The sequence below is a fragment of the Candidatus Accumulibacter phosphatis genome, from assembly GCF_012939955.1.
In the GTDB taxonomy this organism is placed as follows: domain Bacteria; phylum Pseudomonadota; class Gammaproteobacteria; order Burkholderiales; family Rhodocyclaceae; genus Accumulibacter; species Accumulibacter delftensis.
In genome coordinates this window covers 42,665-58,679 of sequence record NZ_SPMY01000011.1, presented here as the reverse complement: position 1 = coordinate 58,679, position 16,015 = coordinate 42,665, and the positions used below count along the sequence as shown (strand labels likewise).

14 protein-coding genes are annotated in these 16,015 nt (G+C 62.0%); 9 read left to right on the top strand and 5 right to left on the bottom strand.

Going from position 1 to position 16,015, the window contains the following annotated elements:
* Window positions 1-116: 116 nt before the first annotated feature.
* The 4 genes from E4Q23_RS04150 to E4Q23_RS04135 form a co-directional block, all read right to left on the bottom strand.
* Window positions 117-1,127 (bottom strand): zinc-binding alcohol dehydrogenase family protein, encoded by a 1,011-nt coding sequence (locus tag E4Q23_RS04150; protein WP_169065458.1) that lies wholly within the window; start codon window positions 1,125-1,127, stop codon window positions 117-119.
* Window positions 1,128-1,155: 28 nt separating this feature from the next.
* Window positions 1,156-1,446: a putative quinol monooxygenase gene (locus tag E4Q23_RS04145; RefSeq protein ID WP_169065457.1), complete on the bottom strand. Its 291-nt coding sequence runs from the start codon at window positions 1,444-1,446 to the stop codon at window positions 1,156-1,158.
* Window positions 1,447-1,642: 196 nt separating this feature from the next.
* Complete coding sequence (locus E4Q23_RS04140) at window positions 1,643-2,269, bottom strand: TMEM165/GDT1 family protein (protein WP_169065456.1); 627 nt, start codon at window positions 2,267-2,269, stop codon at window positions 1,643-1,645.
* Between the two features lie 178 nt (window positions 2,270-2,447).
* On the bottom strand, window positions 2,448-3,200 hold the full coding sequence (locus E4Q23_RS04135) for a hypothetical protein (protein ID WP_169065455.1): 753 nt from the start codon (window positions 3,198-3,200) through the stop codon (window positions 2,448-2,450).
* A gap of 120 nt (window positions 3,201-3,320) precedes the next feature.
* Here E4Q23_RS04135 and E4Q23_RS04130 point away from each other — a divergent pair, with 120 nt between their 5' ends.
* The 9 genes from E4Q23_RS04130 to E4Q23_RS04095 all read left to right on the top strand — a co-directional run bounded on the left by E4Q23_RS04130 (window position 3,321) and on the right by E4Q23_RS04095 (window position 14,276).
* The gene (locus tag E4Q23_RS04130; protein WP_169065454.1) at window positions 3,321-3,452 is read left to right on the top strand and encodes a cbb3-type cytochrome oxidase subunit 3; all 132 of its coding nucleotides are present in this window, start codon (window positions 3,321-3,323) and stop codon (window positions 3,450-3,452) included.
* Window positions 3,453-3,628: 176 nt separating this feature from the next.
* Window positions 3,629-4,126 (top strand): DUF1269 domain-containing protein, encoded by a 498-nt coding sequence (locus E4Q23_RS04125; protein ID WP_169065453.1) that lies wholly within the window; start codon window positions 3,629-3,631, stop codon window positions 4,124-4,126.
* A gap of 741 nt (window positions 4,127-4,867) precedes the next feature.
* Window positions 4,868-6,466 (top strand): arylsulfatase, encoded by a 1,599-nt coding sequence (locus E4Q23_RS04120; protein ID WP_248595240.1) that lies wholly within the window; start codon window positions 4,868-4,870, stop codon window positions 6,464-6,466.
* A 79-nt stretch (window positions 6,467-6,545) separates the two neighbouring features.
* Window positions 6,546-7,583, top strand: coding sequence for an HAD family hydrolase (locus E4Q23_RS04115; RefSeq protein ID WP_169065452.1), 1,038 nt, complete (start codon window positions 6,546-6,548; stop codon window positions 7,581-7,583).
* 91 nt (window positions 7,584-7,674) lie between these two features.
* Window positions 7,675-7,974: a hypothetical protein gene (locus tag E4Q23_RS23565; protein ID WP_248595232.1), complete on the top strand. Its 300-nt coding sequence runs from the start codon at window positions 7,675-7,677 to the stop codon at window positions 7,972-7,974.
* A gap of 1 nt (window position 7,975) precedes the next feature.
* Window positions 7,976-8,593 carry a peptidylprolyl isomerase gene (locus E4Q23_RS04110; RefSeq protein WP_248595231.1) on the top strand — a complete coding sequence of 206 codons (618 nt, stop codon included), beginning with the start codon at window positions 7,976-7,978 and terminating at the stop codon, window positions 8,591-8,593.
* Window positions 8,594-8,713: 120 nt separating this feature from the next.
* Window positions 8,714-11,302 (top strand): plasma-membrane proton-efflux P-type ATPase, encoded by a 2,589-nt coding sequence (locus E4Q23_RS04105; protein WP_169065451.1) that lies wholly within the window; start codon window positions 8,714-8,716, stop codon window positions 11,300-11,302.
* A gap of 51 nt (window positions 11,303-11,353) precedes the next feature.
* Window positions 11,354-12,208, top strand: coding sequence for a polyphosphate kinase 2 family protein (locus E4Q23_RS04100; protein ID WP_169065450.1), 855 nt, complete (start codon window positions 11,354-11,356; stop codon window positions 12,206-12,208).
* 283 nt (window positions 12,209-12,491) lie between these two features.
* On the top strand, window positions 12,492-14,276 hold the full coding sequence (locus E4Q23_RS04095; RefSeq protein WP_169065449.1) for a SulP family inorganic anion transporter: 1,785 nt from the start codon (window positions 12,492-12,494) through the stop codon (window positions 14,274-14,276).
* Between the two features lie 88 nt (window positions 14,277-14,364).
* Here the strand turns inward: E4Q23_RS04095 and E4Q23_RS04090 are convergent, their stop codons facing one another.
* A complete protein-coding gene (locus E4Q23_RS04090; protein WP_169065448.1) occupies window positions 14,365-15,765 on the bottom strand; it encodes an APC family permease in 1,401 nt (466 codons plus the stop codon).
* Window positions 15,766-16,015 lie beyond the last annotated feature (250 nt).

The window sequence follows — 16,015 nt, the reverse complement described above, 5'->3', positions numbered from 1 at the left end:
GCGGACGCATTTGTCCGCCGGCCGGTTCAACGCTCATGCGCAAGAATGGCGTTTGGCCCCATTGCAGGGGCCGAACGCTATGCTGATTTCCCCTCCGCAAGCAGATGGGATCGATTTCAGAAGGATTGAACGACGATCTTGCCTTTCGCCTGCCCTGTTTCAATGAGCGCGTGCGCGGCGCGAATGTTTTCCGCATTGATCGGGCTGAGAACGGTGGCGAGCGTCGTGCGAATCCGGCCAGCGTCGATTTCGTTCGCCACGTAGTTCAGCAAGCGCTGCTGCTCGATCATGTCCGCTGTCTGGAACATGGCGCGGGCGAACATGAACTCCCAATGCAGGCTGGCAGCCTTCATTTTCATGCCCGCCATCGGCATCGGCAGCTCCGTGTCATCAATCGTGACAATCGCCCCTTGCGGCCGAATCAGTTCAACAGCCGTTTCCCAATGGCGCATGTCATTGAAAATGGCGATGTGATCGACATGCTGGAAGCCGAGCGCACGCACCTGGTCGACCATCGGCAGGCGGTGATTGACCACATGATCGGCGCCAAGCGCTCTGACCCAGCTTTCCGTCTCCGGGCGCGAAGCCGTGGCGATGACGACCAGCCCGGCCGCCTTGGCAAGCTGAATGCCGATCGAGCCAACCCCCCCACCCGCACCGATGATGAGCACCGACTGCCCCTCGTCGGCCCCGTCGCGATCGATTCCCAGACGGTCAAAGAAAGCTTCATAGGCGGTGATCGTCGTCAGCGGCAACGCCGCGGCCTCGGCAAAACCGAGACTCTTCGGTTTGTATCCGACAATGCGTTCATCAACCAGCTGAAATTCCGCGTTTGAGCCCGAGCGGGTAATGTCGCCGGCGTAATAGACTTCATCCCCGGGCTTGAACAGCGTGACCTCCGGGCCAACCGCCTCGACAATCCCGCTGGCATCCCAGCCCAGGACGCGAGGGCTGTCTTCCACCTTGCCCTTCGGGCTGCGGACCTTGGTATCGACCGGGTTGATGGATACCGCACGCACCGCGACCAGCAGATCGCGACCCGATACCGTCGGCTTGGGCAGGTCCACGTCAAGAAATGCATTCGCATCCTCGACGGGAAGATAGTGGGTAAGCGCAACAGCTTTCATTCTTGAATCTCCTGGTGGGAGAGCCTGCTCAGCCGATGTGGGTCATTTCGGTTACCGTGCGTTCTGCAACGGCGCCGTCCGTGGCTGCCCTGTATGCAGCGAGGTGCGGGGCGGCGGTGTGCTTCTGCCAGAGTTCGCGCGACTCCCAGTTCTCGAAGAACATGAAATGCGCCGGATTGTCGTTGTCGCGGTGCAAGTCATATTGCAGGCAGCCTTCTTCGGCGCGCGTGATCGGAAGCAGCTTTTCCAGCTCCGCCTTGACCAGGTCAATTTGATCGGGCTTGGCGTGGATGTTGGCGACGATGGTCAGTTGGGTCATTTCCTTCACTCCTTGTTTGGCGGTGGGAGACTATAGCTTTTTGCCAGAGCCGGATAAACCGGCAGAACGCGGAAAGACAATTCGGAAAACCCGGCGAATGCTGCTCGCCAACAGCCCTGCCAATGCGGTTTCCTCCGAGCCGGGCTCAGCCATGGCCTGCGAATTTCGCGCGCTGGCGCGCTATTCCGTCCCGCTGCTACGTTCCGCTGTACGCCGTGTACGCCTGCCAGGCGGCGACCAGCGCCAGGATCAGGAAGAAAGCGCCGCTGATCCGGTGGAGCAGCGCGATCGGGATTTTCTTCAGGAGGGTGCGACCAGCCAGGATGCCCAGCGCTGAGGTGGCGACCAGTGCAAGGGTGGCGCCGAGCCAGACGCCGGCTGGAAGCTGTGTGCTGCTCAGGGCGACGACAGCGAGTTGCGTCTTGTCGCCGAACTCGGCCACGGTCAGCAAGATGAAGGTGGTGAAGAAAATGCCATGGCTGCTTTTCTCCTCGACTTCGTCATCGTCTTCGTCGTCTTTGGCGCGCAAGGCGTGCAGGCCAAAGAGGGCGAACAGGATGGCGACGATCGCGCCCACCACGTACGGCGGTAACCAGTTGGCAATGGCCACCCCGAAGACCACCGCCAGCGTATTCAGCAAGGAGAAGGCGGCCAGGGCCCCGAGCATCACCGGCGCCGGGCGGTGCCGCGAGGCCAGCGTCATGCACACCAGCTGGCTCTTGTCGCCGATTTCGGCGGCGGCGATCAGGGCAAAGCTGGTTGCCGCGGTCGCTGACAGGTCGACGAGATTGCCAGTACCCAGTAGGGATGCCAAAGATTCCATGAGGTTTTGCCGCCGGTCGATCCTGGTTTCGGGAAAAGCCGCCTGGCTGCGGCCAAGCAACGATGAGAGCGCGCCATGATTCGCACCCCGAGGGTTGCGCGAGTATAACCCATCGGCGTAAGGTCGCCGGCATATTGAGAGCGCGCGATCGCCGCCTTTTCTACGCCGGCGGATCGGTCTATCGCGCGCGGTGGCTCTGCGTTGCGCGGTGAGCGTAGAAGTTCTGCGGCGCGGAGGTGAGCAGCAGCTTGCCCGAGCGGTCCATTACCGAGACCTGCAATTGATGTTCGACACTATCTGCTGCCGCCGTCTGCCATTCCGAGGCACTGATCTCGAACTGCAGCGTTGTCCGCGTGCTCGGCAGCGCAAAGTTGTCGAGGCTGACGACCAGGACATCACCCTGATCGACCTGCAGCGCCGGATCGATGGCCACCTGGACGGAAAACTGGCCGGTATTCGAATGGATCGTGCCGCCGCTGGCTGGCTGGCTGATGCTTAGCGACTGGTAGCGAGCGCCGACCGGCGCCGGCGTCGGCTGGGCCGCTCGGGCGGCGGGCGGTGCGTCGCTGAGGTTGAGCGGCGGCAGTTTCACCTCGGTCGCCCCTGGACTCGGCAAGTCCCTGCCTTCACTCGGCAGGTCCGAGAAGACGGGGCCGTTCTTGCCTTGCGTTTCGTAGATTGCTTGCGCGGCGACGCTTGCCGAGACGAAAATCCCCAGGAGGAAGTAATGAACGGTTTTCATGTCAGTCATCCAGTTGTGCTGCGGCTCATGGCGGTGTGGCGAAACGGAATACGGCAAATATAGCATTTTCAGGCACTCCTTCGTCTGCGGCAGCGGCTTGCCGGGACTGGCCTGCCAAGCTTGCGGGTGCTTGTGCCCCGGCCTCTGCAGCTTGATGAATTGCCGTGCCTGCGCTTCGGCTTGCTGCATCCGGTCGCACCGCGCTGAGGTAGAATGTCGGGCGCCGAAACACTACGCGGCGCCAGGGTTCATCATCATCTGGCGCCTCTCGACAGGTCATGACGCGTTAATGTGACGAGGAGAATGAACATGGATTTGAGCGTCTATCATTGGCTCCTGATCGCCGCCTTCGCCGGCATTGTGATCTGGGTGTTCGGCCGCAAGCGCAAGGCGCGCTTCGAGGATGATGCGCGCATTCCTTTCGAAGAAGGGAAAGACTGAGGCGCTGGCAGGCGGCTCGTTCGGTGATTTGCCAGCCGCTGCTCGACAGGCGATATTCTGCCGGGCGAAGATGGCGGGCGACCGCCAACGGATTTCAAGCGATTGCCATGGCGTCGCGATTCTATCGGAGCACGAGCTCCGGTCACTGTGACTCAACCAAGCTAGGAGAACGTTTCATGAGCAAGCTCGCGGTAATTGCCTACGATGATCAATTCAAGGCCGAAGAGGTCCGCACCAAGCTGCGCAGGCTGCAACAGGATCATCTCATCGATCTCGAGCAAGCCCTCGTCGCCGTCAAGGATGATCAGGGCGAGGTGACCCTGTTGAGGATGTCCAAGCCGGCTGTCGAGGTCGAAGCACACAAAGGCTTCTGGAACACGCTGGTCGGGGCGATCGTGATGGAACCGACTCTTGGTATGGCCAGCGATGCGCGCAGTGGTGCGATCAGAGGCGCACTGGCGGGCGCGGGCGTCGACGAGGATTTCCTAAAGGACCTGGCCGCGACTTTCCAGAACGGCAGCTCGGTCCTCTTCGTGCTGATCCGCCACGCGAGTCCCGAGCAGGTGCTGGCCGCACTGCAGGGTACCGGCGGCAAGGTCCTCGAAACCAATCTGACGCACCAGGAAGAAGCCAAGCTGCAAGCGGCGCTCAAGGTCGCGCGGGCTGCCGGCTGAGAGCTGCGACCCGCGCCGTCAGTCGGCAATCGGCAATCGACAGCTGATCGGTGGGTGCCGGCTGCTGCAGGCCGAGGGATTATTCGACGAAGAGGCGCAAACCTTCCGGAAAGGGAAGTGGTTAAAGCGTCAGCCATCCGGCAGGCTCTACTCGATCTGGCTGCGAGAGTAGTGGCGCGCACAGGCGATTCTCGACGGCAGCTGGAAATCGCCGCCCGTCAGTCGCGTGCTCCTGGCTTTTCTGTGCGATGATCGGCACGCTTTTTGAATCGACGGTAATGACACTTGCCCGGCGTAGGATGATCGTCCTGGCACTGCTGAAAACACTGCTGGAGACACACCGCTGCGGGGGCGCGGGACGTTTCGGTCTCGCGGGCGCAGCACCTCTGTAAGCGGTTCTTGATTACCGTGTCCGGCACCGGCGCTCGCTGCTGCGGGCGGAACATATTGTTCTTGTTATGGCAGGACAGACAACATAGGAGAAAGAAAATGAAACGTATCTCGAGATTCCGTTTTCGACTACTGACAATTCCCGCTGCGCTGGCGTTGTGTATCGGGGCGGTCTTCGCTTTGCCCACGACCCCGAGCGAGACTCCCAGTGCGACGACTCCAAGCGTCGTGACCCCGACTGCCGCCCCCGCTGCCGCACCGGCTGCGACTCCGGCTGCGACTCCGGCTGCCACTCCGGGTGCGACCCCGAGTGCCGCCTCCAGCGCCAACAAGCCCAATATCCTGTTCATCATGGGCGACGACATCGGCTGGATGCAGCCGGGTATTTATCATCAGGGCCTGATGGTCGGTGAAACGCCGAACATCGATCGCATCGGCAAGGAAGGTGCGAAATTCATGACCTATTACGCCGAGCAAAGCTGTACGGCGGGGCGCAACGCCTTCTTCACCGGCATGCACCCGCTGCGTACGGGCATGATCCCGCCGCAACTGCCGGGCAGCCCGTCCTGGTTGCGTCCGGGCACGCCGGCGCTGGCCAGGTTCCTGCTCGACCTTGGCTACAACACTGGCGAGTTCGGTAAAAACCACCTCGGCGACCATTTCGAGGCACTGCCGACTTCGCACGGCTTCCAGGAATACTGGGGCTACCTGTACCACCTCGACGCCATGCAGGGCGTGAGCTTCGTCGACATCAACAAGACGCCGCTGGTGCAGGGCATTGCGCCGCCGTGCACGAACACGCCAATCACCGGTTTGCCAGAGGTGCCAGGCGCCATCGATCCCAAAACAGGGACCTGCCTGACCCCACCGCGGCCGGTCATCTGGTGCAAGTCCAGCGACGGCACGCAGAAGAACACCACCTGCAAGGACGAAGGACCGCTGACCCTGGATCGCTCGCGGACCGTCGACGAAGAAATTTCGGCCAAGGTCATCGACTTCCTCGACCGCAACGATCCGAAGAAGACCGGCAAACCATTCTTCGTCTGGTACAACCCGGCACGCATGCACATCACGACCGTGCTGCCGCCGAAGTACGAGGCCATGGTGGGTGAAGCCGGTGGCAAGGACTGGGGCACCAACGAAGCGGGCATGAAGCAGATGGACGACAACATCGGCGAAGTGATCAAGAAACTCGAAGCCATGGGTCAACTCGACAACACCATCATCGTCTTCACCACCGACAACGGCGCCGAGAACATCACTTTCCCGGACGGCGGCACCACTCCGTTCAAAGGTGGCAAGCTGACCACCTGGGAAGGCGGCATGCGCGCGCCGATGCTCGTGCGCTGGCCGGGTGTCATCAAGCCGGGCACGGTCAAGGACGATATCTTCGCCTCGCTCGACTGGGTGCCGACGCTGGTCAATATCGCTGGTGGGCTCAAGGGCAATGCGCTGAACGAGCAGATCATGGCCGGCACCTACCCCGGCATCGTCAAGACCAAGCTCGACGGCGTTGACCAGACCGACTACCTGACCGGCAAGTCCGAGAAATCGGCGCGTGAGGTGTTCTTCTACTACACCGGCTCGCAACCATCGGCGGTGCGCTACAAGAACTGGAAGATGTACTACACGATCGTGCCTGACACGGCGACCGGCGGCTTGTTTGGCGCCACCAGTTTCCACTGGACCCAGCTCCTCAACCTCAAGCGCGATCCCTTCGAGCAAACGGTCGGTGCCGACGCGAAGTCCCTGCTGGGCTACGGCGGTGCGCTTGGCTCTCCCGGCAACGCCTATATCTACAACTGGAACATGTTGCCGATCGGGCAGTTGCTGTGGGAGAAGGAGCTGTCTTCGTACAGGGAGTTCCCGCCGATGCAGGCTCCCGAAACCTACAATCTGGACGGTATCCTCAAGGCCATGCAGAAGGGTGGTAACAACGGGCACGATTGAGCCCGCGGGCTGACGACTTGTGACTGCGCGGGCGCCTGTTATCGGGCGCCCGTTTTTCTGGTGTTTTTGGAGACGAAACATGACTGGAACCACACCGTCCTTTTCAGCGTTTACCCGTTTTCTGGCATTGACGGCACTGCTCGCCCTGGGCATGCATGCCCAGGCGCAAACAGACCCGTTGCCGTCCTGGAACGACGGTGCCGCCAAGCAGGCGATCATTACCTTTGTAGAAGAGACCACTATGCAGGGCAGCCCGAAGTTCGTGCCGCCCGCCGAGCGCATCGCCACTTTTGACCAGGACGGTACGCTGTGGGTCGAGCACCCGATGTACTCGCAGGTGATGTACATCCTCGAGAGCGTGCCAGCACTGGTCAAGGCGAAGCCTGAACTGGCCAAGGTCGCGCCCTACTCGACGGTGCTGGAAATACTCAAAGGCGATCGTGCGGCCATCGCCAAACTGACGCTGCCCGACCTCGAAAAGCTCGCCATGGCCACGCTGACCGGCATGTCGGTGGACAGCTTTAGCGCCGAGGCGAAGAAGTGGCTGGCTGAAGCGAAGGACCCACGCTGGAAGAGGCACTATACCGAGCTCACCTACCTGCCGATGCAGGAAGTGCTGACCTATCTACGGGCGAATGCTTACAAGACCTGGATCGTCACCGGTGGCGGGCAGGACTTCGTGCGTCAGTATTCCGAGGCGGTCTATGGCATTCCTCCCGAGCAGGTGGTGGGTAGTGCGGTCGGCACAAAGTACGGCTACGCCAGGGACGGCTCGCCCTTTTTGACCAAGGAGCCGAAGCTGCTGCTCAACGACAACAACGCCGGCAAGGTCGAGGGCATCCATTTGATGATTGGTCGACGCCCGCACATGGCCGTTGGCAACACCTCGGGTGATCAGCAGATGCTGGAATACACCAAGGCGGGGGACGGTGCGCGCCTGTCGATGCTGGTGATGCACGACGATGGCGAACGTGAATATGCTTATGGTCCAGCACAAGGGCTGCCGGCGACCAAGGTCGGCGCCTTCACGCAGGCCCTCTATGACGAGGCGCAAAAGCAGGGCTGGACAGTCATCAGCATGAAGAAGGACTGGAAGAAGATCTTCAGTTTCGAGTGAGGCAAGCGTACGGGGCAATCTGAGCCCAGTTCCCAGTTCCCAGTTCCGCCTGGTCTTTGCGGAGCAGTACATATATCCCAAGGAAGCATCAATGAAATCCATCAAATCCCGAGTTCTGCTCGCCAGCGCCGCTTCGCTGCTGGTCCTCAGCGCCTGCAACTCCGAGCAAAATGCACAATCTGCAGCGCCGGCAGCGGCACCAGCGGTTAAGGGAGTGGCCGTGGCGACCGTGAACGGCACCGCCATCAACAAGAGCCGTGTCGACATGATCATCGCGCACGGTGCCAGCGCCGGCGAAGTGGACACTCCGGAAGCCAGAAAGAGCATCATCGACAAGCTGACCATGCAAACGCTGATCGCAGAGGCAGCGGTGAAAAAAAAGCCTGGATAAATTGCCCGAAGTCACCGAGCAACTCGAGATCCTCCGGCAATCGGTTCTGGCCGACGCTTATGTACAGGATTTCATCAAGCACAATCCAGTCAGTGACGAAATGCTGAAAGCCGAGTACGAGCGTATCAAGGCCACCGTTACTGGCAGCGAATACAAGGCGCGCCACATCCTCGTCGAGAGCGAAGCCGAGGCGAATGCAATTATTGCCAAGCTGAAGGACGATGCGGCATCGTTCGCGAAGCTGGCCATGGAAAAATCCGCTGATGCCGGCTCCAAGCTGCGGGGCGGTGATCTGGGCTGGTTTGACGTGAGCAGTATGGTGCCGGAGTTCAGCGGCGCCATCAGCAAGCTGGAAAAGGGCACATTCACGCAAGAACCGGTCAAGACCCAGTACGGCTATCACGTCATTTTGCTGGAAGATACCCGGCCGATAGAGGCGCCACCCTTTGACGAAGTCAAACCCGACCTGGCCCAACATCTGCAGCAGCAGAACCTGAAAAAGGATCTCGAGGATCTCAAAGCCAAGGCCAAGATCGAGATTATCGAAGTGTCGGTAGCCGCACCTGCACCGGCCGCTGCACCGGCACCCGCACCGGCACCGGCCGCTGCAAGCAAGTAAATCACCGTACCGTTATATTTTCACCCCGGGACGAAGCTCCGAGAGGCCAGCGTTTTTCCCGGCAATCGCCTAAGGCTTGATGTTTCATTACCTTTATTTCCTTTTTCACGGGAGGAATGTATGGCCAATGTCCCCACTCAAGCAGGCGCTCCTGCTGCCAACGAAGCGGATCTCGAAAAAATTCCGGTCGAGCAGGTTTTGTCGACCCTCGGCGTCAAGCCCGAGCAGGGTCTCGGCGCGGCGGAAGTTCAGCAGCGCACGGCCAAATACGGTCCCAACGCGATCATCGTCAAGGAAAAGACGCTCGGTGAGCAGATTCGCGGCTACTTCACCGGCTCGATGGCTTACGTCATCGAGGCGGCGGCTCTGGTCTCCGCACTGCTCGGCCACTGGGACGACTTCGTCATCATCGGCTCCTTGCTGCTGTTCAACGCCGCTCTCGAATACTGGCAGGACCGCAAGGCCTCGAACGCGCTGGCCGCGCTCAAGGCCGGCCTGGCACCCGAGGCAACCGTGCTGCGCGACGGTCAGTGGAGCACGGTGCAGGCGTCGACGCTGGTACCCGGCGATATGGTCAAGATCCGTCTTGGCGTGATCGTGCCCGCGGATCTGCGCCTGACCGGTGGTGACTTCGCCTCGATCGACCAGGCGGCGCTCACTGGCGAGTCGCTGCCCGCCAGAAAGAAAATCGGCGACGAGGCCTATTCGGGTAGCGTCGTCAAGCAGGGCGAGATGGAAGCGGTGGTCATCGCCACCGGCTCCAATACCTTCTTCGGCCGCACCGCCCAGCTCGTCGCTGGCGCCGGATCGGTCAGTCACGCGCAGAAAGCGATGTTCCAGATCAGCAACTTCCTGATCATCGTCGCCGTCTGCCTGACCCTGGTCATGGTGTGCGTCAAGGTCTATCACGATATCGTCATTGCCAGGGACTGGGGCCTCGATGACGCGCTCGGCATCCTGCAGTTCGTGCTCGTGCTGATGGTCGCTTCGATCCCGGTGGCGATGCCGGCGGTTTTCTCGATCACCATGGCGCTCGGTGCACTGGCCCTGTCAAAGGAACAGGCGATCGTTTCCAAGCTCTCGGCAATCGAGGAAATGGCCGGTGTCGATATTCTCTGCTCGGACAAGACCGGCACCCTGACCAAAAACCAGTTGAGCCTCAGCGAGCCGATGCTCTTCGCCGCCACCGACCCGCAGGACTGCATCCTGGCAGCGGCGCTGGCGTCCAAGCTCGAGGACAAGGACGCCATCGATACGGCCGTGATTACCGCGCTCAAGGACCAAAGCGTTCTCAAGACCTGGACCCTGAGCAAGTTCGTGGCCTTCGATCCGGTGACCAAGCGCACCCAGGCGACGGTGGCCGACGCCAGCGGCAAGTCCTTCATGGTCGCCAAGGGCGCCCCGCAAGCGATTGTCGATCTCGCCCAGGCGCCTGCGGATGTCGCACAGAAAGTCAAGGAAGCGGTCAACAAGCTGGCAGCGCAGGGCGCGCGCGCACTGGGTGTGGCGCGCTCGGCGGATGGCGGCGCGAGCTGGTCTTTCCTCGGCATCCTGCCGATGTTCGACCCGCCACGCGATGACTCGAAGGAAACCATCGACAGGGCGGCGGAGAAGGGGGTGCGGGTGATGATGATCACTGGCGACGACACCGCCATCGCCATCGAGACGGCGCGCCAGTTGGGCATGGGCACGCACATCATCGCGGCGGCGGATGCCTTCCCCAAGGACATGGATCCGGATAACGTGCCGCCGGCGATCATCGACGCCATCGAGCGGGCGGATGGTTTCGCGCGCGTCTTCCCGGAGCACAAGTACGCCATCGTCAAGGCCTTGCAGTCGCGCGGGCACCTGGTGGCGATGACCGGCGACGGGGTCAATGACGCACCGGCCTTGAAACAGGCCGATTGCGGCACGGCGGTTTCGGGGGCCACCGATGCTGCGCGGGGCGCCGCGGCGCTGATTCTCACGGCTCCCGGCCTGTCGGTGATCAATGGCGCCATCGACGAGGCGCGGCGCATCTTCGGGCGCATCAACAGCTACCTGACCTATCGCATCGCGCTGACCCTGGACATCATGTTCGTCGTCGTCCTGTCGACCATTTTCCTGGGCTTCTCGCCCTTGACGGCGATCATGATCGTCGTCATGTCCCTGCTCAACGACCTGCCGATGATGACCATCGCCTACGACAACACGCCGGTGAATCCGCGGCCGGTACGCTGGGATCTGCCGCGCATTTTCGGCCTGGCTTCGATTCTCGGCGCCTTTCTCATCGCCGAGTCTTTCGGGCTGTTGCTGTTCGGTGTCAAGGTGTTGTCGGAGCCTCATCTGCAGGCCAGCTTCGGGCTGACGACACACGCGCAACTGCAGACCATGATGTTCCTGCAATTGGTGGGCGGCGGCCAACTGCTGCTGTTCATTACCCGTACCGAAAACTGGTTCTTCCAGCGCCCATACCCGGCCGCGCCGCTGCTCGGGGCCATCGCCGGAACGCAGCTCACGGCGGCCCTGATGTGCGGCTTTGGCTTGCTGGTCCCGGCGATTTCCTGGACGCTGATCGGCTGGGTGTGGCTCTACGTGGCGACCTGGATGTTCATCCTCGGCGGCGTTCGCCTGGTCTACGACCGTTTTGCCAGCCAGCGGACGGCACGTCGCCAGAAGCATCTGGAGATGGTCAATCAGTCGCTGCAGCCGCACGTACCGGCCGCCTAGCTCGACACCTGTTCACCTGATCATCTGCTACTCACGCGAGGAGAAAAGCCCATGGACTATCGCAAACAATTCTTCGTCAGCCCCGACAAGAAACTCAAGCTGGCCGCCATCGACCCGGCACACACTGCTGGCCATGCCTCGTCGGAAGAGGCGCTGCCGGCGATCCAGAAAAACGTCGCGCGCATGGCCGAGTTGCAGGCCCTGCTTTACGCCGACGGCAATCAGTCGCTGTTGGTCGTGCTGCAGGCGCTCGACGCGGCCGGCAAGGATGGCGTCGTCCGCCACCTGTTCAGCGGCATGAATCCGCAGGGCACCTCGGTTTTCGGTTTCAAGCAACCGAGCGCCGAGGAAGCGGCACACGACTTTCTCTGGCGTGCCCATAAAAGGACCCCGGCCAGGGGCGAGATCGTGGTCTTCAACCGCTCGCATTACGAAGACGTCCTCGTCGTGCGGGTACACAATCTGGTTCCGAAACCCGTCTGGTCGGGGCGCTACGAGCTGATCCAGGATTTCGAGAAGCTGCTCGTCGCGAACGGGACGCGCATCCTCAAGTTCTTCCTGCACATCAGCCCGGAGGAGCAACTCGCGCGCTTCAAGCAAAGACTCGACGACCCGGCGCGCAACTGGAAAATCAGCGAAGGCGATTATTCCGAGCGCGAGTTCTGGTCGGACTATGTCGAAGCCTACGAGGAAGCACTGAGCAAGACCAGCAGCAAGGATGCGCCCTGGTACGTCATTCCCGCCAACCACAAGTGGTTCCGCAACCTGGCCATTTCGCAGATCATCACCGAGACCATGGAAGACATGGGGCTCAAGCGGCCAGCGACGCGGGTGGATCTGAAGGAAATCACCGCCAAGTATCATGCGGCCGAGGCGGAGCAGGCACAGCGAAACGGCAAGGGCTAATGTAGTGTTGCACGCAGTATGGAAACTATGAATTTCGGCTGCCCTGCGGTTTTCGCGCCGCTGTCAGGCTTGCTGAAAGTCTCGTCGGGAAGGCGACGCTACACCAGCCCGCACGTCATTGCGAGGAGGCGAAGCCGACGCGGCAATCCAGAGGTACGGCTTTTCGCGTTTTCAATAGATCAATACGGCGGGAAATGGTGAGAGGGTGGAACTGGATTGGCACGTCGGCTGCGCCTCCTCGCAATGACGGCAGGGGGCGTGGGGTGAGCGAGGGAGGGCAGCAATGACGCAGGCCAGCGAGGGCAAGGGGAAGGGCAAGGGCTTCAGCTTGCCGATTTTGCAGGGCATCCTGCCGATCGACCGGGCAGGGGTGGGGCGCGACGTCATTGCCGGCTTCACCCTCGCCGCGCTGTCGATTCCGGGGACGATGGGCTACACCAAGATCATTGGCACGCCGGTGATCACCGGCTTGTACACTATTCTCATCCCGATGAGCCTGTTCGCCATTTTCGGGTCGTCGCGCCATCTCTCGGTCAATGCCGACTCGGCGACGGCGGCGGTGGTTGCCGCCGCTCTCGCCGGCATGGCGGTGCGGGGGAGCGACGAGTGGCTGGCGCTGTGCAGCCTGATTGCCCTGATGGCGGGGGCTTTCATGTTCCTCGCACGCGTGATGCGCCTGGGCTTTCTGGCCGATTTTCTCTCGCGCACCGTGCTCACCGGCTTTCTCACCGGCGTCGGCGTGCAGGTGTCGCTGCTCGAGGTCTCCGGCTTGCTGGGTGTGCATAGCACCGGCAACCACCCGCTCACGGAGATCCTGCACGACGTCCGCTCGCTCGGCGAAACCAATCCCTATGCCGTCGCCGTGTCACTGGCGGTGTTGCTGATCATTGTCGGTGGCCGGAAGATATCGCAGAAAATTCCCGGTGGACTGATCGCCGTGCTGGCGGCCATCGCGGCCAGTTGGGCACTGAATCTCGGCGCCCACCTCGAGACCCTGGGCGCGGTACCCAGCGGTCTGCCGACGCTGGGGCTGCCGCAGCTCGACTGGAGCTGGCCGCTGATCTGGAAACTGCTGCCGATCGCCCTGGCCTGTTTCGTGGTCATTCTTGCGCAGAGCGCGGCGACCTCGCGCGCCTACGCTGCCCGCTTCGACGATCGTTTCGACGAGAACGTCGACATGGTCGGCCTGGGAATGGCCAATCTTGGCGCCGGCCTGTCCGGTACTTTCATCGTCAATGGCAGCCCGACCAACACCGAGATGGTTGCCAGTGGCGGTGGCCGCAGCCAGGTTTCGCAGCTCACCACCAGTGCCATCGTGCTGTTGGTGTTGCTGTTCCTGACCGGGCCACTGGCTTACCTGCCGGCCGCGGTTCTCTCGGCGATCGTTTTCCTGGTGGCCGTGAAGATGATCGATATCCAGGGCATGCGGCGGATTTACAGCGAGGCGCGCGCCGAGTTCTGGGTGGCCTTGCTGACCGCGGCCACCGTCGTCGTTGTCGGCGTCGAGCAGGGCATCGTTCTGGCCATGGTGTTGTCGCTGCTCGATCATGTGCGCCGGGGCTATCGCGGCAACAACACCGTTATCGCCGCCGACAAGCGCAAGAAGGGCTGGCAGATGGTGCCGCTGAACCCAGCGCAGCAGATTGCACCCGGTCTCCTGGTCTATTGCTTCAGCCACAGCCTCTACTACGCCAACTGCGCGCAGTTTTCCGAAGAGGTCCTTGGCCTGGCAAAGACCAGGGCGCCAGCCCCCCTGGATTGCCTGTGCGTCGAGGCGGCGGCGATTGGCGACGTGGACTTCTCGGCTGCGGCGATGCTGCGCAGCGTCTGCCTCCTGCTTCGCGAGCAGGGCATTCGGCTGGTGTTTGCCAACGTCTCTCCCGCACTGCACGCCCAGTTCGACCGCCACGGCCTCACCGAACTGCTCGGCGCGAACGCGATCTACGGTTCGGTACATGCGGTGATCGTGGACCACGAGGAGAAGGTGGCGGCGGCCGCGGCGACGACAGCAATCGACAGCGGCGAGAGCGGTGAGAGCGACAAGAGCGACGACAGGGCTCGGACCTGACGAAGGCGGGGGCTCGGTCACAGGAGAGGAGAGGAAGGTACCGTGAGCAGGGAAAGTCCATCGACCGTGGCTTTTCCGCTGCTTGCAGTCACGAACTCTCCCAGTGCTCCTGCGCCAGGATCCGCCGGCCGTGATAGCGCTGCAGCAAGCCTTCTGCGGCGAAGGCGATGACCAGGAAGGAGAGGAAGATCGAGAACGAACCGGGCGAAGTCTGGAAAGTGTCGAAACCCCAGACGATGATCGCCAGAACGCAGGCGACGATGCTCAGCAGGATGGCGACCCGGTGCCAGCCGCCGCCCTTGAGGAGCCGCCAGGCGCCGAAGTTGACCAGGGAATACACCAGCAGCGAGGTGGCGCTGCCCAGCGAGGCGACGGTCGTCAGCGTCAGGAAGTTGACCATTAGCAGGGCGAGCAACGCGGAGATGGTCAGGCCGCGATAGCTCATGCCGATCTTTTGCCCGAAGCGCGAAGGGAGCTGGCCGTTCTCGGCGAGCGTGTAGGTGATGCTGGTGGCGCCGAAGAAGCCGCCGTTGAGGCAGGTGACGGTGGCCAGGATGGCGCTGAGCAGCAGAATGTGGAAGCCGATTTCGCCGAAGTTGTGGCGGGCTACAACGACCAGGAGCGTTGCCCCGCTCGCGGTGAGATGGTGTTCATCGACCGTGGCCGTGACCGCCAGTGCGAGGGCGACATAGAGTGCCAGGACGATGGCGATGGTGGTGTACATCGCCCGCGGCAGGTCGCGAGTCGGGTTGTCCATGTCCCCGGCGGCATTGCTGACCACGGCAAAGCCGGTAAAGGCAAAGAAGGTGAGGCCGAGGCTGCCGAGTATCGGCCTTGCTGCGGGCCAGGTTTCGAGCGCGAGTCTAGCCACGTCCGCGTGCATCGACAGCGCGACCGTAAAGAGGGCGAGGACCGCCAGGTTGGCGAGGACGACCAGCCGCTGGGCGGAGCTGACGAACTTGGCGCCGACCAGGTTGAGCGCAGTCAGAGTGACGATCAGAGCGGATCCCAGGAGTCGTTCCCAGAGCAGCAGATCCGCTTCGCCAAGGTCCAGGAGCTTGGCGCTGAACTTGCCGAAGGCCAGCGCGATCATCGCCATTCCGATCAGCTGCGCGATATAGAACAGGATCGAGCAGCCGCCAGAGAAGAGCCCCGGGCCGTAGGCTTTCACCAGGTACTCGACGACGCCGCCGCGCGACGGATAGCGAACGCCGAGTTGTGCGAACGAGTGTCCGGTGAGCAGCGCAATGATCCCGGCGACCAGAAACGACAGCCAGACCGCCGATCCCGCCATCGCCGCCGCTTCGCCCATCAGTGCGAAGATGCCGGCTCCGACCATGGAGCCAACGCCGAGGGCGATTGCCCCGTTCACGCTGATTCGTCTGCTGCGGCTCGGCTCGTTCATGTCTTCGTCCTTGATGGTGCGACGTACGCCGGCGGGGATCCACTGGTGTCGTGTTGCTTTCTTGATGAGACTTTCGGCAAGCATCTCCCCACCTCCGTCATTGCGAGGAGGCGCAGCCGACGCGGCAATCCAGAGGTTTGGCTTTTCGCGTTGTCACGATGTCAATGCGGCTGGGAAAAGTGAGAGGATGGAACTGGATTGCCGCGTCGGCTACGCCTCCTCGCAATGACGTGGGGTGTGGCGCCGCATTCACCATTCCCGACGCGGCCTTCAGCAAGCATGAGAGCGGCGCGAAACCGACGCGGTAGCCGGAATCTATAGATTCCATACTGCG